Here is a 25,783-nt window from a genome sequence, read left to right as displayed (position 1 = left end):
GCCTGGCCGTCTTAGGCGGACCGGCCTCCGGGCAACGCCGCCCCAGGGAGCCCAGCCGGGGAGCGGCGGCCACGGGGTACTGCCCTTGCCGCCGCTCCACGGTCCCCCCTCGGTTCCCCCACCCCTAGGGTGTATCCAGCCGACCCCGCCTATTCACCCGACCGGGCAGGCGCTCGGAGTGAAGCGGGGGAGCGGAAGGGGGCGCTTTCACTTCGCGTGCTGTTCCGCTGATCACCACGCCCCTACCGTCGATCACGAGGGCGCGTGTGTACGGGCGGGGAGGTGCGGCCATGGCAGGTCGGGGTGGCGATGCGGACCGTACCGGCGTCTTCGGCCGGGCACGGGACGACTTCGGCCGGGCACGGGACGAGGGCCACAGGGACCACGACGGGAGCCGCGGGGACGGCACGGACTGTGCCGGCGACCCGGCTCGCACGGACGCCACACACGTTCTGGTCCGGATCCGTGACCTGGCCGGCCGCCCCCGCGGGGTCGGCTTCCTGACCGACCATCAGGGCACCCTCCTCACCAGCCACGAGGCCGTCGACGGACTCGCCCGGCTGGTCCTGCACACCGCCACGGACCGCACCTGCGTGATCGGCGCCGACGCCGTCACCCCGCTGCCCGCGCTCGGCCTGGCCCTGGTCCGCACCGAGGGACTGGGGACGGACCCCCTCCCGTTGACCGTCCGGGAACGCGTCGAGGCCGGCACCTACGTCCGGGTCGCCGCGGGCTGCTGGCGCGAGGCACGCGTGCTCGCCGCCACCCAGGTGACGTACACCGCCACCGACCGCTTCCTCATCGAGGACGCCCTGGAGCTGGCCATCGGCACGGCCGGCCGGGACGCGCTCCGGCTCGGCGGCGGCGCCTCCGGGGGCCCGGTGCTGGACGCGGAGACCGGCGCGGTCGTGGGCGTCCTCGGCACCGCCCTGCACTCCGACCGGCGGGACGCCGGCTTCGCGGTGCCGCTGCGGCCGGCCGACGGCCCGCTGGCCGAGCTGCTCGCCCGCAACGCGGCCACCGTGCCCGTCTACGGCGCCGACCTCAACCTGGCCGGCGTCCTGGAGCTGACCGCCACCTCGGTGGGCCAGGACGGCCCGCCGGGCGCCCTCGCCGGGCACGTCGGCACCGCCGGTCCCGGCTGTGTGCAGCCGGTCGAACGCGACGACGCCGTACGGGAGTTGTCCGCCTTCGCCGACGGCGGGAGCGCCGCCGTGCTCGGCCTGGTCGGCGCCCCGGGCAGCGGCCGTACGACGGAACTCGCGGCCCTCGCCGCCCGCCGGGGCCGCACCGAGCGGCCCGCGCCCACGCTGTGGCTGCGCGGCGCCGACCTGAGGGACACCGACGGCTCCGTGGCCGACGCGGCCCACCGCTCCCTGCGGCGCGCCGCCCGGATCGTCGCCGCCGCACACTCCGTGCACCCCGCCGGCCTCGGCGACCTCACCCCCGAGCGGCTGGCCCGCCTCGCCGGGCAGGCCGGCCGCCCGCTGCTGCTCCTGCTCGACGGCCCCGAGGAGATGCCCCCCGTCCTCGCCCACCGGCTGCCCGACTGGACCGGGGGGACGGCCGCGTGGCTGCGCGGGACCGGGGCGCGCCTGGTGGTGGCCTGCCGGGAGGAGTACTGGGAGCGCGCCGGGGCCGAGTTCCCCGCGGACCTGCGCCACGGGCCGGCGTGTGTGCGGCTCGCCGAGCTCACCCAGGGCGAGGCCCGCCGGGCCCGGGCCCGCTACGGCGTCCCCGACGGCGCCCTCATCGACCGCGACGCCCGGCACCCGCTCACCCTGCGCCTCCTCTCCGAGGTCCGCGCCGCCCTCCCGGACGCCCCGCCCGCCGGGCCGCTCGACCGGCACGAGGTCTTCGCCGCCCACCTCGACCTCATGTGCCTGCGCATCGCGGTGCGCCTCGCCGCCGAGAACGGGCTGCGCGGCACCGCCGTACGGCGGCTCGCGGCCCGGGTGGCCGGGCAGGTGCACGAGGCCGCCCGGCGCAGTCTCGGCCCCGGCCAGGGGGAGCTGGACCGGGCCTCCTTCGAGGCGGTGTTCCCGTGGGGCCCCGCCCCGGCCCGGCTCGGGGGCGGCTCCGGCTGGGCCTCCGCCGTCCTCACCGAAGGCCTTTTGGTCCCGGCCGGCGGCGGGTACCGCTTCGCCTACGAGGAGTTGGCCGACTGGATCCAGGGCATGCACCTCGACCTGGACGAGGCCCTGAACGCCCTGGTCCACCGCCCCCGCACCCCGCAGGGAGCGCACCCGCTCCCCGTCCCGCACCACCGCGTCGGCCCGGTCGTCCAGGCCCTGCTCCTCCTCGGCCGCCAGCAGGGATCACGCCAGCTCTCCGTTCAGCTCAGGGAGTTGGTGGACGCCCTGGACCTGGACCCCACCTCCTGGTGGGCCGCCCGGCTGCTCGCCCGCACCCTCCTCCAGGTCCCGGACGCGACGCCGTACACGGAGGTGCTCGGCCTCCTGGCCGACCGCGTCATCGCCTGGAGCCTGGGCGGGCGGCCCGTACCGTCGGAGTTCGGCCCCGCCTTCTGGACCGCCCTGCCCCTCCCGGAACCGGAGCGCTTCGCACTGCTGCGGGAGCTGGTCCTCGCGGACCGGGAACCGTCGGAGCCGGGGTGCGCCGCCCCGGACGAGCGCTACCTGGACGCCGTGGCCCGGCTGCTCGCCGCCGTACCCGGTGCCGCACAGCCGCAGCTCACCCGCTGGTTCGACGACGAGCGGCCGCTGCCTGCGACCCCGCACGCCACCGTGGCGACCGCCGCGCAGGCCCTGCTGCACACGCACCGGCACCGGGCCCTGGACAACCTCACCGAGGTGCTCGTGGAGAGCGCGCACCCCAGGGCCGACGAGCTGCTCTCCGGCCTTGCCGAGGACGAGCCGTCGGCGGTCTGCCGAGCCGTCGACCGCTGGGCGCACGACGAGCGCCCCGCCCGCCGGGAGGCCGCGGTGGTGTACGGGCTGCGAGCCGCCGCCCACGTCCGCTCGGCGGCCGACCGCGAACTGCTGCGCCTCGCCGCCCTCACCCTGCTCGCCCGTCCTGCCGACCGCACCGTGCACGGTGGCGCCCTCGCCGTCCTGGTGCGCGACCCGGACACCCGCGACCGTCATCTCGCCGATGCCCTGCGCCACTTCGCCGACGGCGACCCGCAGTTCCCGCCCGGTGCCCTGGCCCCGGCCCTGACCAGCCACCCCGAGCCCGTCCTCGAGGCCTTCCGGGCCCGTCTGCGCGGCGGCCCGGACGCGGGGGAGACGCTGCGCACGCTCGCCGACGTCACCACCCCGGCCCTGGCCCGCCGGGTCGCCGCCCTCGTCCGGGAGGCGGTGGGGCTGCGGCCGGAGACCGCCGGACACGTGGCCGCGTACGTCGACCGATGCCTCGACCAGGGCCCCGCCGCCCGCCCCGTCCTGCTGCCCCTGGTCACCGGACTCCTCGACGGCGGCCCCGAAGGGATCCGGGCGGCCCTCGCCACCGTGCTCGCCGCCCCGGGCGCCCCCGCCTCCCGCCCGCTGCGCCGCGAACTGCTGGACTTCCTGCTCGCCCACGAGCACGCCCCGGACGTCCTGGACGCCGTGCTGCAGGCGGCGGCCCCGCACGGCGAGGGCCGGGACGCGGAGTTGCGCGCCCTGGTCCACCGCACCGGCCTCCTCCTGGTCCGCACCCCCGAGGGCGCGACCCGATTCGACTGGGGCCTGGTCGTCCTGTCCCGGCACGTGCCCGGCTTCGCCGCACGGATGGCCCGCTGGCTGGGCGAGACCCCGCAGGACTGGGCCGCGGTGGTGGGCCCCAGCGCCCGCCGCATGATCGAGAACCTGGCGGGCGTGCGCGTACCGGCCTGAGCACCCGCCGCCAACGTGCGCCCCGTCACAGCCTCCATGCCGATGCGGGGCCCGGGCACCCGGCATGGCACCCTTAGACCTGCACAAGAGGTCAACGGTAGACACGGACACGGGTTCGAGGAGCGGTCACAGTGCAGCGCTGGCGTGGCTTGGAGGACATCCCCCAGGACTGGGGGCGCAGCGTCGTCACCATCGGTTCCTACGACGGCGTTCACCGCGGCCACCAGCTGATCATCAAGCATGCCGTGGACCGCGCCCGTGAGCTGGGCGTCCCGGCCGTCGTCGTCACCTTCGACCCGCACCCCAGCGAGGTCGTCCGCCCCGGCAGCCACCCGCCCCTGCTCGCCCCGCACCACCGCCGTGCCGAGCTGATGGCGGAGCTGGGCGTCGACGCCTGTCTCATCCTCCCCTTCACCACCGAGTTCTCGAAGCTGTCGCCGGCCGACTTCGTCGTCAAGGTGCTGGTCGACAAGCTGCACGCCAAGGCGGTCGTCGAGGGCCCGAACTTCCGCTTCGGCCACAAGGCGGCCGGCAACGTCGAGTTCCTCACCGAGCAGGGCAAGGTCTACGACTTCGAGGTCGAGGTCGTGGACCTGTACGTCTGCGGTTCGGCGGGCGGCGGCGAGCCGTTCTCCTCGACCCTGACCCGGCGCCTGGTGGCCGAGGGCGACGTGGCCGGCGCCCGCGAGATCCTGGGCCGCCCGCACCGGGTCGAGGGCGTGGTCGTCCGCGGGGCCCAGCGCGGCCGCGAGCTGGGCTTCCCCACGGCCAACGTGGAGACGCTCCCGCACACTGCGATCCCCGCCGACGGCGTGTACGCCGGCTATCTGCACGCGCAGGGCGAGATCATGCCCGCCGCGATCTCCGTCGGCACGAACCCGCAGTTCGACGGCACCGAGCGCACGGTGGAGGCGTACGCCATCGACCGCGTCGGCCTCGACCTGTACGGCCTGCACGTGGCCGTCGACTTCCTGGCGTACGTGCGTGGCCAGGCGAAGTTCGAGTCGCTGGAGGCCCTGCTGGAGCAGATGGCCGAGGACGTGAAGCGGTGCCGGGAGATCGTCGCCGAGGAGGCGTAGGCCCGCGTTCTCCGCAGGCCTGAACTCCTCCACGGCTCTTCTCCTGCGACTACTCCTACTCCTCCACGACACGAAAGGGCGGCCGGTGCTCATCGCACCGGCCGCCCTTTCGTCGTGCCGTCCTACTGATGCGGCGGCGGGGCCTGCGGAGGCTGCCCGCCCTGCGGAGGCTGCGGGTATCCGTACAGCTCGGGCTGCGGCGGCAGTCCCTGCTGGGGCGGCTGGGCCTGCGGCGGCCGGCCCCCCTGCTGGGGCGGGTACGGCTGGCCCGGGGCGGCCTGCGGGTAGGGCTGGCCCGGCTGCTGGGGCGGGTAGGGATGCGGCTGGCCCTGCTGCGGCGGATACGGCTGGCCGGGGTAGGGCTGGCCCGGCATGGGCTGGCCGGGCATCGGCTGGCCGGGCATCGGCTGGCCCGGCATCGCCTGGCCCGGCATCGGCGGGGCGGCCACCGGTGGCGGGTTGCCGTCGCTGGTCCACAGCCCGTGCGACTGCTGGTGGCGTACGAAGTCCTCGGCCACCATGGCGGCGAGGTTGAAGTACGCCTCCCGCACCTTGGGCCGCATCATGTCGAGGTCGACCTCGGCACCGGCGGACAGGTGCTCGTCGAACGGCACCACGACCACACCGCGGCAGCGCGTCTCGAAGTGAGCCACGATGTCCTCGACCTTGATCATCTTGCCGGTCTCGCGGACCCCGGAGATCACGGTGATGGAACGGGAGACCAGGTCGGCGTAGCCGTGCGCGGACAGCCAGTCCAGGGTCGTACTGGCGCTGCTCGCACCGTCGACGGACGGCGTCGAGATGATGATGAGCTGGTCGGCGAGGTCGAGCACCCCGCGCATCGCGCTGTACAGCAGACCGGTACCCGAGTCGGTCAGGATGACCGGGTACTGCCGGCCGAGCACGTCTATCGCGCGCCGGTAGTCCTCGTCGTTGAACGTGGTCGACACGGCCGGGTCGACGTCGTTGGCGATGATCTCCAGACCGGAGGGCGCCTGCGACGTGAAGCGGCGGATGTCCATGTACGAGTTGAGGTACGGGATCGCCTGGACCAGGTCACGGATGGTCGCACCGGTCTCCCGGCGCACCCGTCGGCCGAGCGTGCCGGCGTCCGGGTTCGCGTCGATGGCGAGGATCTTGTCCTGCCGTTCGATGGCGAGGGTGGAGCCGAGCGCGGTGGTGGTGGTCGTCTTGCCGACACCGCCCTTGAGGCTGATGACCGCGATCCGGTAGCAGGACAGCACCGGCGTGCGGATCAGCTCCAGCTTGCGCTGCCGCTCGGCCTCCTCCTTCTTTCCGCCCAGCTTGAAGCGGGACGAGGCGGCAGCGGGCCGGCCGCTCTTCGCCTTCTGCCTCTTGGAGTTGAGCAGTCGGTCCGAGGACAGCTCCACGGCCGCGGTGTAACCCAGCGGCGCCGCACCCGGGTTGGTCATCTGCCGCTGGTCGTGCTGCACGGGCTGCGGCCAGGCGGCACCGGCACGGGGGTCGACGGCCGGCTGCGGGGCACCCTGGGCGGCCTCGGGCTGCTGCGGGGGCTGGGGCTGTTGTCCGGGCTGGGGGAAGCCGTAGCCGCCGGGCTGGGCCGGGGGGTTGGGGGTGCCGGGCTGCGGGAAGCCGTAGCCGGACTGCGGGTCGGGACCGCTGGGGGCCGGCTGCTGTCCGGGCTGGGGGAAGCCGTAACCACCGGGCTGGGCCGGCGGGGTGGGGGTGCCGGGCTCCGGAGCGCCTTGGGCGGGCTCGGGCTGCTGCGGAGGCTGGGGCTGTTGTCCGGGCTGGGGGAAGCCGTAGCCGCCGGGCTGGGCCGGGGGGTTGGGGGTGCCGGGCTGCGGGAAGCCGTAGCCGGACTGCGGGTCGGGACCGCTGGGGGCCGGCTGCTGTCCCGGCTGCGGGAAGCCGTAACCGCCCGGCGGGGTCTGCTGCGCTGCCGGTGCGGGTGCCGCCGGCTGTGCTGCAGTGGGGGCGGGGACGCCGGGGACACCCGGGACACCAGGAGCGCCCGGGGCATAGGGCTGGCCGGGCTGCGCCGGAGTCGGCGCAGTGGGCATGCCGGGCTGGTTCCAGGCGGCGGGCGCGGGCTGCGGTGCCTGCGGCTGGAACGGCGGCTGCTGGGGCGGCACGGCCGGGTATCCCGGAGCGGCGTACGGCTGCGCCTGGGCAGCGTTCGGCTGCGGCATCGACGGGTCGGCGGGCTGCGGCTGCGCGGGCCACTGTGCGGCCGGGGTCGGGGCGGCGGGCTGGTAGGAGGGCGGCAGCGGGGGCACGTTGCCCTGCGGCGCCGGCGGGGGTGCCCAGCCCGGCTGGGCACCCGGTACGGCCTCCGGGCCCGCAGGGGCGGATCCGGCGGCCTCGGGGCCCGCGGGTGCGGTTCCGGCAGCCTGTGCGGCCTCGGGACCCGCGGGGGTAGATGCGGCGTTCTGTGCGGCCTCGGGGTCTGCGGGGGCCGGCGCTGCGTTGTTCTGTGCGGCTTCCGGGCTCGCTGCGGTGGGACCGGCGTCCTGTGCGTCCGCGCTCGTGGCGGGAGCCTCGCCCGACTGGGCGTCGCTGTTCTCCGCGCCGCCCGTCTGCGCCTCGGCGCTCGGGGCGGAGGCCGCCTCCGGGGAAACGCCGTCGGCCTGGGCCGCGTCGGCGGCGCCGGCCGTGTCTTCTTCGCGGTGCTCTTGCTCGTCGGCGGGCGCGGACTCGTCACCGGTGTCCGGGAGGTCGGTCTCCGCGGCGTTCTTGTGGGCGTCCGGCTCCGTCCCCTCGGACGGGGCGTCGACGCTGTCCGGCTCCTCGCTCACGTGCGCCGTGGCGGCGGAGGACTTGTCCTCGGTGTTCGTGTCCGCGCCGGCCTCCGGAAAGCCGTCGCCGTCGACATCACCGCTCGCCGTCGACTCGGCGGCACCGACCCGCTGTTCGGCGGACGGCTCGCTGCCGTATGCGGGGCTGCCGGTGCCGGCGTTCGTCCCGGACTGCTCGGCAGCGGCCGCCGCGGCCGCCGCGGCCTCCCGCTCCGCGAACTCCCGCTTCAGCGCGGAGGAGGAGATCCGCATGGTCGCGCCGCTGACGAGGTCTCCACTGTTCCCTTCGGCCGGAACCAAGGGCGCGACGACAGGGGCGACCGGGGCCTCGGGCGCGGCAACAGGCGTGGCCGGGGCCGCAGGCGGAGCGACGGGAGTGGCCGGAGGCGCAGGCGGGGCGGCAGGGGCGGACCCCGCTGTCCAGGCCGGCTGGAAGCCGCTGCCGGGCGGCACTTCCGGAACCCCGAACGGCTGGCCGACCGGCGGCGGAGGCACGGCGGGAGTGGCCGCCGGGGGCGGCACCGGAGCCGACGAGGGCGCACCGGACGCACCACCCGACGCGTTCTGCGTGTACCAGGCGGGCGGCGCGTAGTCGATCGTGAACTCGCCCGTCATCTCGATGCCGGACTCCGCGTCGGTCTGGTCGTCGTCGGGTGTGTCCCAACCCCCGCGGATCCCGTCCCGATCGCTGTTCACAGTTCCTCCTGGTGTGGTCGAACACCCTTGTGCCGGGCTTGGGGGCGACCGTTCCTGTCGTACGATTCGCCGGGCTTCCCCCTGGGGCCGGTTGACCCCTTTTGTCGCGGAGCGCGCACCGCCCGCTCACGGAAACTCGCGACGTGCCCGGCACCAGCCTAATCACCTGAAGCGCGGGCCCGGCAGGCCCGGCCGCCCCTTCGTGCCCGTCCGACGCGTCACACCGGCCCCGACACCTCCGAGGCACATGCGTACGTACACCAAAACGTGACGAAGGTGCGACGCGCTCAGCCGCCGATAGCACGCGAATTCACGCGATAGCACGCCAGCCACCGCGAAAGCGGACCAAGTTGGACGTCCGTCAGTCCATCCGGCGTGCCACGCCCAGCAGTCCGGTCTCGGCGTCCGTCGCCCGCGTCACCACATACTGCCGGTCCCGCTCCGTGCACCACAGCGTCACGCCGTCCGGCAGCGTGGGCAGCGAATCCAGCTCCGGACGCGGCAGCCCGAGCACCCGCCCGATCTCCGCCGCCTCGTCCGGGGACACCCGCTGCACGCCCACCAGACGCGCCTGACGCATCAACCGCGGCGCCACCGGGCTGAGATACGGCAGCAGCGTCAGCACCGACTGCCACGGCGCCGACACCACACGCCCGCGCGGCGGCCGCATGCCGCAGTCCCGCACCACGAGCACGGGCGTACCGGCCGAGGCGCCCTGCGGGGGCACACGGCCGACGTCGTACACCGCGAGGCCGTTCTGCCCGCCGCCCATGGCGTGCACCATCGGCATCCAGGCCTGCGCCCGGCCCGTCTCCACGGCCACGCGCGCGCCCGTCGCGGCCGCGCGCAGCGCCATGACCTGAGCGGTCCACAGACCGCCGATGAGCACGATGTCGTACGGGGTCGGGCGGTTCACCCCGAGCACGGCGGGATGGCCCTCGGCGTTGTCGCCGACCACCACACCGTCGTCGCCTATCGGCAGGGACAGCGTGTCCGCCTGCTCCAGGGGCAGCGCGTGCCGCGGGTGGCGGGGGCCCAGCAGGCCGAAGCCGGTGCGCAGCCGCTCGCCGAGGCCCGGCGCCGGCCGGTCCGTCTCCGACGGGGCGGGCGAAGTGGTCACGGCCATCAGCGGGCACCTCCGAGCGGCAGGGTGGCGAGAACGCCGGGGAGTTGTTCACGGTCCAGGCGTGCGAGCCCGGTCCGCGCCTGCCGCGCCGTCTGCTCCAGATCGCGCCGCGCGTCGGTCAGCTCCTGGTTGCTGCGGCCGGTGATCCGCAGATGGCCGGTGATGGCCACGTTCTGCTGCGCGCCCTTGGCCAGTGTCAGGCTGAACGTCGTCGCCAGCGCGGGAACCGCCGTCAGCTGTGCCACCAACTGCGCCAGCGAGCCGCCGGATCCGCCCAACTGGGGCCAGCGGCGCACCCAGTAGGTGGTGTGCCGGCGGTTGTCGCAGCGCCAGCTGCGGCTGGACTCCTCGGTTCGGCGCTGTGGCGCCTCACCCCGTCCGGCCTGGGCCGCCTGGGCCGTCACCATCGGGTTGGCACACGCGGAGGTGGCGATGGCGGCCGTCAGCTCCTCCTCGGTGAGGACGTTCGCCTGGAACCCGGCGCCGGTCAGCCGGCTCGCCAGATGCTCGGCCGAGCGGGTCAGGCACTTCTGCGCGCCCACGAGACCGCCGCCGCGCGCGGCCACCGCCTCCGGGCACAGCTCGGGATCGAGCTTCAGCGCGATCCACGTGATGCGCACCGCGGGGGAGCCGGTCTGGGCCTGCAGCGGCGCGTAGTTGCTGACCACGACCGACTGCTGGGGCAGATGCAGCGCGGGCGCGGGCTGCGTGTGCACCACGATCTGCGCCGACTCCAGCCGGATCCCGTCGACTTCGAGGACGTCGCGCACCAGGCCCAGCGGCAGCGGTCTGCGGCTGCGCTCCGCGCGCAGCGCGTCGGCGCCCGACTCCACCTGGAGCACCGCGGTCAGGAAGCCGCCGTCGCCCACCATGCCGATGGGCCGCTGGTCGCGGTCGTCGCCACGGCTGTAGCTGTACGTGCGCAGGGCCGGATCGCACTCCACCGCGGGCGCGAGACCGGAGTCGGTGCCCAGCGGCACCGGCGTGCTCGCGGCCCGCCGCCTGCGGGCCCGCAGCGCCAGCAGGGTGCCGAGCCATTCCGGCAGGGAGCGCCCCCGCCGTCGTACGACGGCGAGCACCACGAACACGGCGGCGACGACAGAGGCGGAGATCAGCGCGACCGTCCCCAGAAGCCACCCGCACACCACCAGCGCGCCTGCGATCTCCAGCAGCACCAGCCGCTGCACCGCGAACGAACCGCCGCGCCCCGAACGGGACTCCAGATGCGGCGCGAAAGCGCCCTGATACGGCGCGGGTGCCTGCTGGGCGCCCGGCCGGGAGGAAGAAGTGCCGCGACCACGCGACCGGCGTGCACCACCCGACCGTGACCCCGATTGCGATCGCGACCGGTTCCGCGTTGCGGAAGCCATCACTCCAAAACCCCCGAACTCTCCCGAAAACCCTTGCGCTCCGGTCCCTTCAAGCCCTGAGCACCCTACCCGTGCCACACGCACGTCCTAGCAACAGGCATAGTAGGGGCCGGGTCTGACACTTGAGACACCAGAGCAACCGAGGGCGGGGGACGGATCTTCACAGGTCCCCCACGGCTCCGCAACGGGGAGAGAGCGGACACAGATGGCATCACGGCGGGACGAACTCAACGCCTACACCTTCGCGAAGCGCCGCACGCTCGCATCATTCCTGCAGCCTTCCCCCTCCGGCTCGGAGGAGGGCGCCCCCAAGCCACTGGGCGCGCTGGTGCCCGGCGCCGTCGTCGGCGTCGTGATCCTCGCGGTGTTCGGCGCGATCGGCATGTTCAGCCCGACCGCGCCCAAGGGTTGGGACAAGCCGGAAGAACACGTCATCGTCGCCAGCGAGTCGACCACGCGGTACGTCGTCCTGAAGACGGGCACGCAGAGCCAGCTGCACCCGGTCCTCAACATGGCTTCGGCCAAGCTCCTTCTGGACCCCAGCCACGACAGCGTCATCACCGTCGACGAGAAGATCCTGGACAGCGGCAAGCCCCCGCACGGCGCCACCATCGGCATCCCCTACGCCCCCGACCGCCTGCCCACCTCGGACGAGGCCGAGGCCGCCAAGCGCTGGATGGTCTGCGAACGCCCCGGCGACGGCGGCCGCGCCATCCAGAAGGCGGCGTTCGTCCTCGCGAAGAAGGAATGGCCGAAGACGGAGGGGCCGAACAAGCTCACCCACGGAGACCTGATGTACGTCGTGGCCCCGGACGGCAAGACCCAGTACGTCGTCGACGCGCGGGGCACGGCGTACCAGATCGCCGACCCGACCGACAAGGAACTGCTCAAGGCCCTCGACACCCAGGGCCGCGCCCCGCAGCGGGTCTCCCAGGAATGGCTCGACACCCTTCACAAGGGCGACCGGATCGCGATCCCGCCGATCCAGGGCACGCCCGGCGCGAAGGCCAACGCCTCGACCCTGCTGCGGCAGTACGACAAGATCGGCGAGGTCATCAAGGCCTACGACGGCCAGTCGATGCAGTACTACGTCGTGCTGCAGGGAAAGGTCGCCCGCATCTCCGAGTTCACGGCCACGCTCCTGCTCAACAGCGGGGACCTGATCGGCACGGACCAGGCCGGTGAGGCGCAGCAGGTCAGCCCCGGCGCGGTCGCCGACAGCACCGCGTTCGACGGGAACAAGAACTGGCCGACGTACAAGCCGAAGACGGTGAACGACGGCGCCAGCACCACCAGCGGCCGCAACACGGTCTGCAATGTGATGCGCTCGGTCGCCGGCGACGGAAAGACCACGCTGTCGACCTGGGCGGGCACCGACTTCCCCGCCCAGCTGCCCACCGGCTCCTCCAGCGGCTACGTCACCGCGGGCTCCGGCCAGCTCTACCGCCAGTTCCAGGGCACGGAGACCAACGCCGGCGGCGTCTTCCTGGTCACCGACACGGGCCTGCGCTACGCCCTGCAGTCCAACAGCGACAGTGCCACCGACGACCAGGGCATCGGCACCTCCGCCAAGCAGCGCAAGGAGGAGCTGAGCGAGGCGAAGATCGCCCAGACCCGCCTCGGCTACGAGAACGTGAAGCCCACGCCCGTCCCCAAGCAGTGGTCCAAGTTCCTGCCGACGGGCCCGCGCCTGTCGGAGGCGGCGGCACGACAGCCGCAGGGTTCGTAGCGGAGCGGGCGGAGGAGAAGCGAACTCATGCTGAAGGCAAGGACACCGGGGACCGCGGCCCGGACAGCGGGCGTGGCCGCCGCGGTGGTCCTCACCGCGACGACCACGGTGGTCGCCCTCCCGGCCGCCCCGGCCCGGGCGGACGACGGACAGTGCACGTTCCCGTCGAAGAACTACGCGGGCCGGCCCTGGGCGCTGCAGCGCGTCAACCTGGACGCGCTGTGGGCGCAGTCGACGGGCAAGGGCGTCCGGGTGGCCGTGATCGACACCGGGGTGGACATCAAGAACCCGCAGCTCACCAAGGCAGTTGACGCGTCGAAGGGCAAGAACCTGCTGCCCGCCAAGAACGCCAAGGGCGAGAAGATCGATCGCGGCAACAACTCGGGCACCACGGACACGGTCGGCCACGGCACGCGCGTGGCCGGCATCATCGCGGCCCGCCCGGCCAAGGGAACGGGCTTCGTGGGCCTCGCCCCGGACGCGACGATCATCCCGATCAAGCAGAACGACGCCGAAGGCGACGGCACGGCGCTCACCCTGGCCACGGCGATCCGCTACGCGGTGCAGGCGGGTGCGAAGGTCATCAACATCTCCCAGGACACGGCCAATGCGGTCGAGCCGGACTCGCGTCTGCAGGAGGCCGTCGACTTCGCCCTGAACCACAAGGTCGTGGTCGTGGCATCGGCCGGCAACGACGGTCTGGGCGGCAACGTCAAGCGGACCTACCCGGCGTCGTACAAGGGCGTCCTGGCGGTGGGGGCGTCCGACCGCAACAACGAACGGGCCGCCTTCTCACAGTCGGGAGATTTCGTGGGGGTCTCGGCTCCCGGCGTCGACATGATCTCCACGGTCCCGGGCCGCGGCCACTGCTCGGACAACGGCACGAGCTTCTCGGCGCCCTATGTGGCGGGCGTGGCGGCCCTGTTGAAGGCCAAGTACCCCAACTGGACGGCCCAGGAGGTCGCCGCCCAGATCGAACAGACCGCGGAACGCTCGATCCCGGGGCAGGACCGGCTGGTGGGCTGGGGGGTGGTGGACCCGGTTCAGGCATTGACCGAAGTGGATCCGGCACACCCTGTCGAGTCACCGAAACCCGAGGACGGCGTCGCCAAGGGCGAGGCCCCCTCGGTCACGCCCCTGCACTTCGGCGAGACGGCTGACGAACGCGACTCCCGTATGGCGACGTACGTGGTGGTGGCGGGCCTGGTCGTGGTGGCGGGGCTGAGCGGTACGGCCGTGGCGGTACGGGACGGACGCCGCAGGCGCGCGGGTCAGCGGCCGGGCGGCCGCTGACGCGTAGTACGGGGGGTGCTGCGGCTCACAGCTTGCCGAAGACCACTCCCCGCCAGGTCCAGCCGGACCTGAGGACGGTGTCGCGCAGCGGCTCGCGCAGCTGCGCGCTGTCGAAGCTGAAGGTCTGCGTCGCCTCGAGCCGACCGCTTTCCCCGCGTCCGACGGTCCACCGGCGGCTGACGGTCCGGCTCGGCCCGCGCGTGTACTCCGAGGTCCTCTGGAGCGTCGTCGACGTCCCGACCCGGCTGACCTCCCACTGCTCCTCGAGAGCGCGCACCTCGTGCTCCTTGTGGTCCAGCCGCATCCGGATCCGCACCGCGTGACTTACCTGCGACTGGACGAAGATGTGCTGCCAGGCGGGCTCGGTCAGCCGCCACTCCGCAAGCAGGTCGCACTGTTCACCGCCGCCGTAACGGACGACGTACGCGACATCGGGCTGATTGAGCCCGAGCAGCGCCGTCCGCAGTTCCTCTCCCGGGACCGGTGAAACTCCCTCCGGGGGATGCTGGGTGCCGGTGAGTTTGTCGAAGAGTCCCATGGGGCCAACCTACGAAGGCCGGGTCCGCCGGCACAACCTTCGCCGGCTCCGCGCAAGCCGCTACGGCGTCGGACCCTCGCCCGGCCGGACGGTGCGCACCAGTTCCCGGAAGTCCTCCAGCAGGGCGGGGTGCTGCGATGCGGTAGTGGTGAGCATCAGCCGGATCACCACCCGCCGGTGCGGATCGTCGACGTCGAGCACGGACAGGTACACCTGGGACTGCACGAGGTCCCGGCTCCTCCCGCCGGCGACGACCGAGAAGGCCAGGGTCTGGGTGAGGCCCGGCGAGTCCACGGAGCCGGTCTCACGGCGGTCGGTGACCATGACCGAGGCGACGGCCTCGTCCATGTGCCCCACCGATTCGTCGGCCATCTCGGACAGCGTCGCGGCGTCGGGACGGTACGCGCCGTCGACGGTGATGTTCGCGGTGAAGCCGGCGTCCGACGGCAGACGGACCGCGACGAACGCCGCGCCGGGCGCGCCCACCTCGTCCGGCGGCGCGGATCGCCAGCCGTGCGGCAGATCGAAGTGGAGCGGGATCGGCAGGGTCGTCGACATCGAGGTTTCCTTCCTACGACGGCACTCCCGTGACGGTGGGCCTCGGGAGTGCCGGTTCAGTGCCGGTCGGCGAGGGGGTCAGAACACACTGGTGATCGCGTTCCCGAACGAACTCACGCCATCCCCGACGGCATCGGCCAGGTCCCCCGCGGTGTGGGCGACCTTGCCCGGGTCGACGCTGAAGTTGAAGCCCACCTCACCGCCGAGGGCGGGGGAGAGGCCCACCTTGGTGCTGAACTCCCAGGCGCCTTGCTGGTTCTTGCCGAAGTCCAGGCTTGCCTCGGCACCGGGGCCGGCCCAGCCCTCGGCGGAGAAGCCCGCCGAGACGCCTCCGACGTCCGCGCCGATCTCGCCTCCGCCCTTGGCGCCCGCGAAGGCCGTGCCACCCACGTGCACGCCTTCTTTGCTCACCCCGGCGTCGACGCCTGCCTCGGCACCCACCATGCCCTCGGCCTTCGCGGAGACGCCGGCCGGGCCGAGGCTGACGCCGCCCTCGGCCGAGCCCTCACCCCCCGCGAAGGCGCTCGCGTTCCCCTCGACGCCGTCCTGGGAGACGCCGCCCTCGACGGAGGCCTTGGCGCCCGAGTAGGCCTCGGCCTTTCCGTCGAGCTTCCACGGCCCTCTGGTGAGCGAGCCCTCGGCGCTCGCGCTGCCGAGGTCGGCGTGCGCCTCCGCCTCGCCGAGCTTGCCGGAACCGAAGTCGGGCCCCTTCGCACTCGCCCCGGCACCGGGGCCGGACGTCTCGGTCTTGCCCTCGGACTTCCACCCGTCGGGCTTGGTCCGGGCGGCCTCGCGCTTGGCCTCGTCCTCGTACGTCTTGATGTCGCCGTGGGCCTGGCTGTTGAAGCCGGTGAGGGTGCCGTCACTGAGGTCGGAGTCGATCACCACCCGGGTGAGGGCGTTGTCGACCTCGCTGTCGGTGTCGCACATCTCCTTCACGAGCCGGTTGATCTCCGCCTGCCAGGAGGCCTTGGCCTTGCCCACGGACTCCTGGTAGTCGGGGTCATGGTGCAGGGCGGTGCGTTCGCCCTCGCTCAGCTTCGTGGTGTCGTAGGAGACCACGCCTCCCTCCGACACCGCCATGCCGGCCTTGACGGCGTCCGCGCGGGCGGACTCCAGCTTCTTGCGGATGTTCGTGAAGTCCGTGTGCGCCTCGCGCAGCAGTGAGGCCACCGCCTTGGCCTCGACCTGCGCGGCCTGGAACTGCTTGAGCGTGGTGTTGAAGCGTCCATTGGCGGCGTCCGCGCTCTGCCCGGACCAGCCCGGTCCCAGGGTGATGCCGCATACGTCCCGCTGGTACGCGAGCTCCTGCTTGTGGAACTCCTTCGCCATCCCGTCCCAGCGGTCTGCGGCCGTCGTGAGCGCGGACAGGTCGGTCGTCATGATCTCGTGATAAGTCGGCATGGGATCCCCGTTGTCATTCCCGTAGCGGACTGCTGGTTGAGACGTGGCTCAGGACTGAGCCCGTGGTGCGGCCCGGTCAGTAGCCGTTGATCACCGACACCGAGTTCGAGTTCGACCCCACCTGGAAGTCCGTTGTCTGCAAAGTGGTGTTGGCGTTGCGCAGGGCCGTCTTGTCCGAGGAGAGCATGTTCATCAGGCTCTTCACCTGCTCGCCCCAGGAGGCATGCGCCTTCTTCAGTGCCCCCGACGTGTGCCATCCGTCGCGGAAGGCCGTGACTGCCGTGTTGGTCTCCGTGTCGGCGTAGTCGCCGGCCTTACGGGTGTCGGGCTCGATGTGCTGCTCGATGGCGTTGGCCGCGGTCTGCTTCTGGGCCGGTGTGGAGACGAGCTTCTGACCCCCGATCAGCCCCGGTGCGGCGGGGGAGCCCCCGACGTCGCCCGGCACTTGGTTCAGTCGCATACCGACAGGCTGTGCAGCCCCGTCGCTTCCCGACTGCGCCTGTTCCGCCCCTGACATGAGTCCTGCCCTCCCTGTCTGCCGCCGTACGGTGCCGGCGGCGCGGGTACCCCCGTTGCAGCGAACGGGTCGTACCGTAGCGCCTTCATGCCTTCGGCTACGTAAAATCCTCCTCAAACAGCCCTGGGTGCAGCTTAGTTGGGGGCAGGGGAAGCCTTGTCGTCGGCCTTGAAGTCGTAGTGGATCTGGTTTCCGCTGACGGAGGTGACCTTGACCGTCACGCCCAAGGTGCTGCCGTCGTTCGCGGTCAGCTTGCAGCGGGTGGTGGTGCCGACCTTGCCGACGAGGTCCTCGGGGCAGGAAATACGCGGCTTGGGCTGATTTGTGGCGGCGGCGAGCTTTTCGGAGAGCGTGCTGGAAAGCTTGTCCGCGGACAGCTTCGGCGGGGTGGACTTCTTGACCTCGACAGATGCCGAGCAGCCCAGCAGCAGCGTGCCGGCCGCTGTGGCCGCGAGGATCGAAACAGCGGTGGTCATCCGGGATTTGAGCATCGTGTACTCCTGGTCGGCTGGTTATGGCAAGAAGACCCGGACAGCGTACTTGGCAGGGCGCTGCGGGCATGACGAAGGGTGCCGGGCCATTAACGGGCCGTGTGAAACCCGGAATGCGCGCACCCTCCATGTCTCCTTCACCTCACCCATGGAAATCTTCATTTCCTCCATGGGGTGAGGACGGTCGCCTTTATGGCTTGATGTTGGTGCTAGCGTGAGCGCCCCGACCGCCAAGGCGCTTGTGTGCAGGTGGGGTTGAAAGAAGAGGGATGGGGATTTCGTGACGGCCGATCTGGGAGTGGAGCCGGGGGTCCTCAAGAAGGGCGCTTCGGACATTCTGGAATGTCTGACACCCGTTCAGAAGGTGGACCTTAAGAGTCTGGCCGAACAGGGTTCCGCGATCGGAGACGACTCGGCGGCCGAGGCGCTGGTCACGTTCTGCGGCACCTGGGAGCTGGGGGCCGAGTTCCTCGCCGACTGTGCGGCCTCTCTGGCAGAGGGCCTGAACTCGGCCAACAACGACTTCACGGAGACGGACCAGGCCATCCGTGACGCGGTGAATTCGGTCAAGTCGGACTTGAATGAGAAAAACTGAATCAGAGACGGGGAATCCGAATCCATGGCAACCGAGCTGGGGTCGACGACCGACCCCAAGGAGCTCATCCCGGGTGACACCGGAAAGCTGACCGAGCTCGCCTCAACCCTCACCGGCTGGTCCAAGAAATTCGACAAGATCGGCGACGGCCTGCGCGATCTGAAGATCACGGGCTGGAAGGGCGAGGCCAGCGACGTCTTCTGGCCCACGCTGTCCACGGAGAAGTCCAACTGGTACCTCGCGGCCGACGCGATGTCCGGCGCGGCGGACGCGGTCACCTCGTACTCCTCCACGCTGGGATGGGCCCAGAAGCAGGCCTCGACGGCGATCGAGCAGTGGAAGTCCGGGGACCACGACGCGGCACAGACGACGCTGAACGCCGCGCGCAAGCAGCTCAAGCCCGAGCTCGAGAAGCTGACGAAGAAGCTCGACGACCTCGCCGGCGGTGCGGCACACAGTCCCGGCTGGCTGGCGAATGCCAGGCAGCGGGTCGACGACTGGAAGTGGATCCAGGACCACAGCGTGGGCAAGACGACCCAGAACCGGTGGAAGCTGGAGACCGAGCGCTGGCTCCCGAAGGGCGACGGCCACTACCGCGCCGACAAGGTCTGGGGCAAGGACGAGGACGGCAACTGGTTCATCCGGGACAAGCCCGCGCCGACCGGGGACGAGGAGGACGGGACCACCCCCGGCAAGAAGACCAACCTGACCGTCAAGCTCGCCGAGTGGCAGGGCGGTGCCAACGTCTGGTCGGCGGGCGCGAACGGTGAGACGTCCTTCGCGGGTGACGGCAAGCTGAAGGGTTCGGCCGGCGTCTCGGCGCTCGGCGTCGACGGGTCCGCCGCCGCGAGCATCACCAACGGAAGGCTCCAGGCGGGCCTGTCGGGAAGCGCGTACCTCGCCCAGGCCTCCGTCAGCGGCGGTGCCGAGTACGGCTACGCGGCGGTCCAGGCCGAGGGCAAGGCCTACGCGGGTGCCGAGGCCTCCGCGAACGTGGGCGTCGGCAAGGACGGCGTACATGCCGGCGCCGAGGCGTTCGCCGGCGCCAAGGCCACCGGCTCGGTCTCCGGCGACGTCGCCGGCGTCGGTGCCGGTGTCGGCGGCGAGGCGTGGGCGGGTGCCGGCGCGTCCGCCGGAGCCGACCTGGGCATGAAGGACGGCAAGTTCACGATCGGCGGCGAGGTCGGAGTCGGCCTCGGTATCGGCGGCAAGGTCTCCTTCGACGTCACCGTCGATCCGCACAAGGTCGTCGACTCGCTCGGTGACGCCGCCGACGCGATCGGTGACTGGTTCTAAGCTGAACCGACGCTCATCAAGGAAGGGAGCATCATGGCGGCCACGCTGCCGGTCAAGATCTCGTTCTCGTTGCCGGAGGGCTGGCAGGCGGCACCGCCGGACGAGGTGGGAGCACCCGGCGCCGCTTTCGTCGCGCTCCATCCCGCCTCCGTCGACGGCGGGTTCACGGCGAACATCACCATCGCCGGACGGATGCGCAACGACAGCGCCACCATGTGGCAGATCGCCGACGAGTCGGTGCACCGGCTCGAACCGGCGGGAACCGTGGAGGTCGTCAAGAAGGCCGAAGTGGGGACCCCGGACATCCCGGGCCTGACGGACGCCCCCGGCGTGATCCAGAACCTCCGCCTCCACACCACCCTGCGGGGCGAGCCGCTGGAGCTGCTCCAGAGCCAGGTGTACCTCGGAATGGAGGACCTCGGTAACTCGGCGAAGCGCGCGGTGATCGAACTCGTCCTCACCGCGACGGAGAACCAGATGGCCGAGGTGCTGGACGACTTCAAGGCCTTCCTGCGGACGGTGCGCCCGGCCGGGGGAGACTCCGACTGAAACGACAGAGTGCCCGTTCTCCCGGGAACCTGCGGTCCTCGGCGGAACGGGCACTCCGACTGTTTCTCCGACCTGTGATCGGACCTTTGCTCAGACGGCGCTCCAAGCCTGTTCCGGAATCCGGTCCAGGACGTCACACAGGTAGTTCAGCTTCTCGTCGACGGCCTGCGGAGTCAGAGGACCCCGGTACCACGTGAACAGTTCGTTCTCGCGCAGCTGGAGCGAGCCCTTCTCCTTGGGGTCGGTCATCAGATACGGCACCACCGTCTGGCTCAGAGCGCTGCGGACGAAATCCTCGTCCCGGGTGATGACCCGGAAGTTCTGATCGAATTCCGGCACGCCGAGCTGCATCTTGGGCCTCCGGTCGAACAGCGTGTCCAGCACACTCGGGCGCAGTATCTGCACGAACGGTCCGGAACCAGGCGCCGTGACGATGAAAACCGACTCGATGTTGGGCTGCTTGCGCTCCCCGGTGTCCGCGCCCGACTGGAGGTTCATGGAGCGGTACTCGAAGTACTTGAAGGCACGGCCGCGAAACTCGCCCGTGGTGTAGTGCCAGGCCCGCAGATTGCTCCCACGACCGGGAAAGGGCCGCACACCACAGTACTGATCGATCTGCCCCTGCACACGCTTCTGGTACGTCCACCCACGTTCCGGCGCGATCCGGGCAAGCTGCTCATAGCCCTCTCTGGTCCGCGCATCCTTCTTACGTCCACGCGCCGACACCGTGAACACGAGGATGAACATTCCCGCGACGAAGGCGAACAACGACCACTTGATCAGTTCCCCGGCCCAATGCTCCATGGCTCCGATTATGTCGGACGGGAGTGAGGGGGTGAACGGAGGCTTCCGTTTGATGCCGGAGACCTGGAGGTGCGAGGCCGTGGGCGGCGGCCTTCGCCACGGAATCCCGGTGCTGGTAACTGTCCTCCGATGAGCCGTACTTGGCTTGCTCGGCGAAGTGGCGACGCCGCGATCGTGCGGAAGTCCGTTGAGAGGCAGGGCAGTTGCCACGGTGTCGTCGCAGGGGTCGTGTAGAAGTTTGATGAAGATCGCAAACGGTGCAACGTCGTCGGCGTCGGCCGCGTCCAACATTGGGCCGGGTGCGGCGAGGTGCAACGGGGTGTGCTGCACGGCCGTTAACAGCGAACCGGCAAATCGGGCAAACCGTGGCGTCGGGCGCGGTCTCGTAACTGAGTTAACACACACCTCGGTTGGACCCGATGTGCAGGTTGACTACAGTGGTAAACGCGTTGTGAGACGCGGCTCGCTTTGCGATCGTACGGCGAGTGGGTGGTCGGCCTCGACTGGGTCGGGACCGATGTATGTACGGGGAAACGGGGAGGAGCGTCGTGCTTCCGGCAGACATGGTGGGGGGCGTGTCGGCGACCAGGGCGGCGAACCTGGAGGCCAGTGGTGACGCGCTGAAGAAGTTCGTGGGGCAGGTGGACGCCGTGCTTCGCGACCTCGAAGAGTCCGCGGGCAACTCGACGAAGGTCGGTGCCCAGACGATCAGGTCCACGTCCCTGACCTCGGGGTCGGGTGGCGTCTTCCCTGAGGCGCATGGACTGTACGAGCAGTACAACCGAGTCCACCAAGAGCTCACGTCGTTGTCCAAGAGTCTGCATCTGCAGATCGAGGCGACCGGTATCGCAGTGCAGGGTGCGCGCGTCGGCTTCGACAACCTCGAGGAGGAGCAGCGCCGGCGGTTCTGGGCGATCCAGACACAGATCGGGCAGGCCCAGGCCGCCACGCAGGACAAGCGGCACGCCAGCAACAACGCCAAGAGCGGGGCGGACCTGTAGCGATGACTGACAAGCATGACGCCGACCTGCAGCGAGTCGGCGATCAGAACAAGACCACCGACTGGGTTCGAGGTTACGAGAACACTCCGCACGTCGGATTCATCGACGGCATCGTCGACACGGCGATCAGAGTCACCCCCGTCGGGCGCGCGGTCGCCACGCGGACTGACTTCGGTAAGCATGACCTGCCTCTCAACACGATGATCGACCTGGTCGAGCAGACGGATCCGGAGGACCTCGAATCCTCCGGCAAGGCCCTGTGGGATGCGCGCGACGCCATCAAGAAGGCTGCCGACGACCTCCATGCCTACGTCGAGAAGGTGCCCTGGGTCGGTCAGTCGGGTACCGACTTCAGAGACTGGGGCAGGGACCTCGTCAAGAACACGCACCACTTGAGCGAGTTCGCCGGAGATGCGGGCGATCAGATCACAGCTGCCGCCGTGGGCCTCGCGGCCGTGCGCGGTGCCATGCCGCCTCGCGACACGGAATCGAACCGGAAGCGGCCCGACAAGTTCACGGCGGCTGAGAAGACGGCGGACAAAGAGGGGTATGCCGCTGCCGTAAAGGTGGAGAAGGACCGCCAAGAGGCGATCAACCAGATGAACCGGTTGTCGTCGTACTACGCGGTGTCCGAGGAGGTGTTGGCGTCCTTGCCTGCGACGCAGCCGACGTTCGCGGCCATGCCCGGCAACGTGGGTGTGCCGCGCCCCAGAAAGTGGGACAACGCTGGTGGTTCGACGCCCGCCACGGGTTCCGGCGCGGTCTCGCACCGGGGCGCTGGATCGGTATCCGATGCCGATCGCCACGTAACGGCGCCGAGCCCTGACTCCACCAGACACGTCACAAACGACAGCCCCACGTCCACGCAGCACATCCCCGACAAGACCCCGCATCCCGAACCTCCCGTCGGGACGCACATCGACACGACCGGAACGCTGCCGCCGCCCACGACCACCACGCCTGGGCCCAGCCATACTCCGCCGGTGACGGGCACGCCTCCCACAACTGGCAGCCAGCCCAACGTGTTCGACGGTGGCGGTGGATTCAGGCTTCCCGTGCCCAACGGCACGTCGGGCCGAGGCTTGAGCGGCGCCGGTGGTTATCGCAACCCTCCGTCCGCGCAAGGGCGCACGGGTACCTCCGAGCTGACCAACCCGCGCTCCGGACGCACCGTGGGGCAGGGGCCCATGGACCAGATGGGGCGCGCCACGTCGACTGGTCAGTCCGCTGTCAAGGGCACCGGTTCCGGAGCGGGTTCGTCCCCCATGGGGCGTGCGGTCACGGGTGGCACTCCGCGACCCGGAGGCGCGGCGGCACAGCGTGCGACCAGCGGGCCGGCCACCGGCGCCGGGCGGTCCAACGGAGTCGTCGGAGGCCGGCCCTCCACCACGAATCCGGCGTCGAAGAACGGGTCGAGGCTCCCTCGCGGCACCGTCATCGGCGGCCAGGAGGAGGCCGCCAACTCCCGGTCCACGACCGGCCGGCTCGGTCAGCGTGGTGTCTTCGGAGCGTCGGAGTCCCCGGCACGGCCGGGTTCGAGCACGACGGGTTCCCGTGCTGTTGGAGGAACATCCGAGGCCGTCACGGGCAGGCCGACCGCGCGCAACTCCGCGGCTGGGGCCGAGCGCAATGGCATGACCCGCGGTGGTGCCGGTCTTTCGCGCGGCGCTGGCCATAACGGCAAGCCCGGTGAAGAGCGGAAGGCGGACGGAACGCCGCGGCCCGACTACCTGGTCGAGGACGAAGAGACACACCTGCCCGACAAGCCCCGGCGTGATGTGCCGCCGGTGATCAACTGAGCGCGAGCGAGGACAGAAGGACGATGAAGTCAGGGATCAGCCGACGAGCCGAGCAGGCCACGGTCCGCAGGGCGCGCTGGGGCAGGCGAGCGCGTGCTGCGGCAGCGGTCGTCGGCGCCCTGGCCGCCACCACTGTCGGCTTGGCTCCGAGTGCCGCCGCGGACGACGTTCAGTCGAAGCAGTGGTACCTCGGGCCGATGCAGGCCGAGAAGATGTGGAAGGTCAGCACGGGGAAGGGCGTGAAGGTCGCTGTCATCGACAGCGGAGTGAACGCGAACACCTCGTCACTCAAGGGGCAGGTCCTGACGGACGACGTTCCGAAGTCGGTCGCGTACCGGGCCACCGACGATAACGCCGGCCACGGCACAACCATGGCTGAGCTGATCGCGGGGACGGGAGCAGGTGGCGGCCTGAAAGGGCTGGCACCCGGAGCCAAGATCATTCCGATCCATATCAAGCTTGAGGACCGGAAGGACGACGCGGAGAATCGGAAGATGCCCGATTCCACCACCGCGATCAGGGCGGCAGCCGACACTGATGCGAAGATCATCAGCATGTCCTTCGGTGCAGAGGGGCCTGACTCCTATGAGCAGGCGGCTATCAATTACGCCGCCTCCAAAGGCAAGTTGCTGGTCGCTTCAGTCGGTAACGACGGTCAGAAATCAGGTGGCACCATTGGTTATCCGGCGGCCGACGATTATGTAATCGGCGTGGCGTCGATCGACGCATCCGGTACGGTCTCGAAGTTCTCCTCGCACGGCGGCTGGGTCGACCTCGCGGCTCCGGGGCAGAACTTCCCCGGCTGGTGCGACGCGAAATTCCGCTCGTACTGCGACAACATGAACGGTACGAGTTCCGCAACGGCGATCACCTCGGGCTCTGCCGCGCTGATCTGGTCCGCCCACCCCGACTGGACGGTGAACCAGGTCACCCGGGCGCTGATCGACACGGCCGGCCGTAGCTGGCCGAAGAACAAGCCGAGCACTTACCTCGGTTATGGTGCCATTCGCCCCCGCACGGTGCTGGCGAACCCCAACTACAACCCCGGCCCGCCGAACGTCGATCCGCTCCGCAAGGAGAACGGCGGGGACGTGCTGGCCAAGTCGGCGAGCGGCTCCTCGTCCTCCCACTCGACGTCGCCCTCCGCTTCTGCATCAACCCCGTCACAAGCCCCGGAAAAGGGTTCTGGCGGCGCTACTTCAGCGGCAGGATCAAGCACCGAATCGTCGAGCGACAGCAACACCCTCTGGATCGCGCTCGGCGCCATCGCCGCGGTCGTCGTGATCGGCGGCGGAGGCCTGGCCGTCGTGCGGGCGCGACGCGCCAAGTGACGTGATCAGTCGTCACCAGCCGTAGCAGCCCTGTGCTGTTCGGGCAGGACAGGGACTTCGTGCTCACCCTGCAGAGCAATGAGCGCAGCGGTGAGCCGAAACCATCAGATCAACAACGAACACACGAAAGGCAGGGCCGATCATGGCCGGCGGAAAGCAGAAGCTCGAAGATGCCGCAGTAGTCCACCTGCAGAAGCAGATGGCCGAGAAGTACGAGGGCATCCAGAAGCGGGTGCACGGGCTTCAGGGCGTCATCGACGGCCTCGAGGGCCAGTGGCAGGGTATCGGCCGTGCCGCCTTCGACAAGAAGCAGTTCGAGATCAACGAGTCGCTGCGGAACATCGGCAACATCCTCAGTGACGTCATTGAGGCGATGACCTCGACCCGCAACATCAAGGACAGCAAGGAAGACGAAGTCCGCGCGGCCGTCAACAAGATCGACCTCCAGGACGGCGCTCCCACGGTTCCGACGTCTTCCCTCAGCTCCTACTGAGCCGAGCGGCACTCAGGACAACCGCCGGGCAGCCGGCGCATCCACCAGCTACACACCAGCGAGACGAGGGAACAGGCATGGCCAACAACGCTGAGGGACTGTCAGTCACTTATGACGGGCTCGACGTCGCGGCGACCAAGATCGGTAACGAGGCGAGCACGCTCGAGCAGGACCTGCAGGAGCTCCGCAAGATGGTCGTGAGCAGCCTGCAGTACTGGGAGGGCGAGGCACAGGGCACCTTCAACGAGAAGCTGCACCGCTGGGACAAGGAGGCGAACGACATCCACCAGGCCCTGACCGGCATCGGTCACGTCGTCGCCCAGTCCGGCGGTACGTACATGGAAGGTGACAAGAAGGCGGCCTCCTACTTCCGGTAGGCCGAGCCTCGCAGAAGCAACTCCAGGGTGGGCGCGCGCGGGAGGCGCCCACCCTGTCGTTGGTCCGCAGCCCGATCTCGCACCGGTGGCCCGATTTTGGGTCGCGGCCGAGGAGCCGGGA

The 25,783-nt window shown here is 70.8% G+C and carries 21 protein-coding genes; 12 read left to right on the top strand and 9 right to left on the bottom strand.

The window, feature by feature from the left end; translation table 11 throughout:
- Positions 1-290 precede the first annotated feature (290 nt).
- On the top strand, positions 291-3,836 hold the full coding sequence (locus AC07DS_RS42825; protein WP_479154149.1) for a trypsin-like peptidase domain-containing protein: 3,546 nt from the start codon (positions 291-293) through the stop codon (positions 3,834-3,836).
- A 131-nt stretch (positions 3,837-3,967) separates the two neighbouring features.
- Entirely contained in the window at positions 3,968-4,915 is a 948-nt protein-coding gene (locus tag AC07DS_RS42820) for a bifunctional riboflavin kinase/FAD synthetase (protein WP_479154148.1), read from the top strand.
- Between the two features lie 122 nt (positions 4,916-5,037).
- On the opposite strand, the gene AC07DS_RS42815 is transcribed toward AC07DS_RS42820, so the two are convergent.
- The 3 genes from AC07DS_RS42815 to eccE form a co-directional block, all read right to left on the bottom strand.
- Positions 5,038-8,391 carry an SCO5717 family growth-regulating ATPase gene (locus tag AC07DS_RS42815; RefSeq protein WP_479154147.1) on the bottom strand — a complete coding sequence of 1,118 codons (3,354 nt, stop codon included), beginning with the start codon at positions 8,389-8,391 and terminating at the stop codon, positions 5,038-5,040.
- Between the two features lie 361 nt (positions 8,392-8,752).
- The gene (locus tag AC07DS_RS42810; RefSeq protein ID WP_261386819.1) at positions 8,753-9,517 is read right to left on the bottom strand and encodes a hypothetical protein; all 765 of its coding nucleotides are present in this window, start codon (positions 9,515-9,517) and stop codon (positions 8,753-8,755) included.
- Complete coding sequence (eccE, locus tag AC07DS_RS42805) at positions 9,517-10,887, bottom strand: type VII secretion protein EccE (RefSeq protein ID WP_479154146.1); 1,371 nt, start codon at positions 10,885-10,887, stop codon at positions 9,517-9,519. Before eccE ends, AC07DS_RS42810 begins: the two co-directional genes overlap by 1 nt.
- A 205-nt stretch (positions 10,888-11,092) precedes the next feature.
- Here eccE and eccB point away from each other — a divergent pair, with 205 nt between their 5' ends.
- The gene (eccB, locus tag AC07DS_RS42800; RefSeq protein WP_479154145.1) at positions 11,093-12,616 is read left to right on the top strand and encodes a type VII secretion protein EccB; all 1,524 of its coding nucleotides are present in this window, start codon (positions 11,093-11,095) and stop codon (positions 12,614-12,616) included.
- A gap of 27 nt (positions 12,617-12,643) precedes the next feature.
- Complete coding sequence (gene mycP / locus AC07DS_RS42795) at positions 12,644-13,909, top strand: type VII secretion-associated serine protease mycosin (protein ID WP_479154144.1); 1,266 nt, start codon at positions 12,644-12,646, stop codon at positions 13,907-13,909.
- 25 nt (positions 13,910-13,934) lie between these two features.
- Here the strand turns inward: mycP and AC07DS_RS42790 are convergent, their stop codons facing one another.
- From AC07DS_RS42790 to AC07DS_RS42770, 5 genes are all read right to left on the bottom strand, one after another.
- Entirely contained in the window at positions 13,935-14,447 is a 513-nt protein-coding gene (locus AC07DS_RS42790; RefSeq protein ID WP_479154143.1) for a hypothetical protein, read from the bottom strand.
- A gap of 60 nt (positions 14,448-14,507) precedes the next feature.
- Positions 14,508-15,005, bottom strand: a complete 498-nt coding sequence (locus tag AC07DS_RS42785; protein ID WP_479154142.1) for a hypothetical protein — start codon at positions 15,003-15,005, stop codon at positions 14,508-14,510.
- A 78-nt stretch (positions 15,006-15,083) separates the two neighbouring features.
- A complete protein-coding gene (locus AC07DS_RS42780) occupies positions 15,084-16,409 on the bottom strand; it encodes a hypothetical protein (protein WP_479154141.1) in 1,326 nt (441 codons plus the stop codon).
- Between the two features lie 76 nt (positions 16,410-16,485).
- The gene (locus tag AC07DS_RS42775) at positions 16,486-16,869 is read right to left on the bottom strand and encodes a hypothetical protein (protein ID WP_479154140.1); all 384 of its coding nucleotides are present in this window, start codon (positions 16,867-16,869) and stop codon (positions 16,486-16,488) included.
- Between the two features lie 191 nt (positions 16,870-17,060).
- Positions 17,061-17,417, bottom strand: coding sequence for a DUF4333 domain-containing protein (locus AC07DS_RS42770; protein ID WP_479154139.1), 357 nt, complete (start codon positions 17,415-17,417; stop codon positions 17,061-17,063).
- A 280-nt stretch (positions 17,418-17,697) separates the two neighbouring features.
- Between AC07DS_RS42770 and AC07DS_RS42765 the strand changes: the two genes are divergently transcribed.
- From AC07DS_RS42765 to AC07DS_RS42755, 3 genes are read left to right on the top strand one after another with little or no spacing between them, the layout of a single operon-like run.
- Positions 17,698-18,012 (top strand): hypothetical protein, encoded by a 315-nt coding sequence (locus AC07DS_RS42765; protein WP_479154138.1) that lies wholly within the window; start codon positions 17,698-17,700, stop codon positions 18,010-18,012.
- Positions 18,013-18,036: 24 nt separating this feature from the next.
- Positions 18,037-19,308, top strand: a complete 1,272-nt coding sequence (locus tag AC07DS_RS42760) for a putative T7SS-secreted protein (RefSeq protein WP_479154137.1) — start codon at positions 18,037-18,039, stop codon at positions 19,306-19,308.
- Between the two features lie 33 nt (positions 19,309-19,341).
- A complete protein-coding gene (locus AC07DS_RS42755; protein ID WP_479154136.1) occupies positions 19,342-19,857 on the top strand; it encodes a hypothetical protein in 516 nt (171 codons plus the stop codon).
- 90 nt (positions 19,858-19,947) lie between these two features.
- Here the strand turns inward: AC07DS_RS42755 and AC07DS_RS42750 are convergent, their stop codons facing one another.
- On the bottom strand, positions 19,948-20,661 hold the full coding sequence (locus AC07DS_RS42750) for a hypothetical protein (RefSeq protein ID WP_479154135.1): 714 nt from the start codon (positions 20,659-20,661) through the stop codon (positions 19,948-19,950).
- Positions 20,662-21,236: 575 nt separating this feature from the next.
- Here AC07DS_RS42750 and AC07DS_RS42745 point away from each other — a divergent pair.
- The 5 genes from AC07DS_RS42745 (at position 21,237) to AC07DS_RS42725 (ending at position 25,662) form a co-directional block, all read left to right on the top strand.
- Positions 21,237-21,662 (top strand): hypothetical protein, encoded by a 426-nt coding sequence (locus AC07DS_RS42745; protein ID WP_479154134.1) that lies wholly within the window; start codon positions 21,237-21,239, stop codon positions 21,660-21,662.
- Positions 21,663-21,664: 2 nt separating this feature from the next.
- Positions 21,665-23,461, top strand: a complete 1,797-nt coding sequence (locus AC07DS_RS42740; RefSeq protein ID WP_479154133.1) for a hypothetical protein — start codon at positions 21,665-21,667, stop codon at positions 23,459-23,461.
- Positions 23,462-23,484: 23 nt separating this feature from the next.
- On the top strand, positions 23,485-24,792 hold the full coding sequence (locus AC07DS_RS42735) for a S8 family serine peptidase (RefSeq protein WP_479154132.1): 1,308 nt from the start codon (positions 23,485-23,487) through the stop codon (positions 24,790-24,792).
- Positions 24,793-24,934: 142 nt separating this feature from the next.
- Positions 24,935-25,285, top strand: coding sequence for a WXG100 family type VII secretion target (locus tag AC07DS_RS42730; RefSeq protein WP_393483635.1), 351 nt, complete (start codon positions 24,935-24,937; stop codon positions 25,283-25,285).
- 77 nt (positions 25,286-25,362) lie between these two features.
- A complete protein-coding gene (locus AC07DS_RS42725; protein WP_094221041.1) occupies positions 25,363-25,662 on the top strand; it encodes a WXG100 family type VII secretion target in 300 nt (99 codons plus the stop codon).
- The last annotated feature ends 121 nt before the right edge of the window (positions 25,663-25,783 follow it).

Source organism: Streptomyces sp. NPDC044064, from assembly GCF_056434245.1.
The sequence above is the reverse complement of the archived record's forward strand: the minus strand, read 5'-3'. Positions and strand labels throughout refer to the sequence as shown.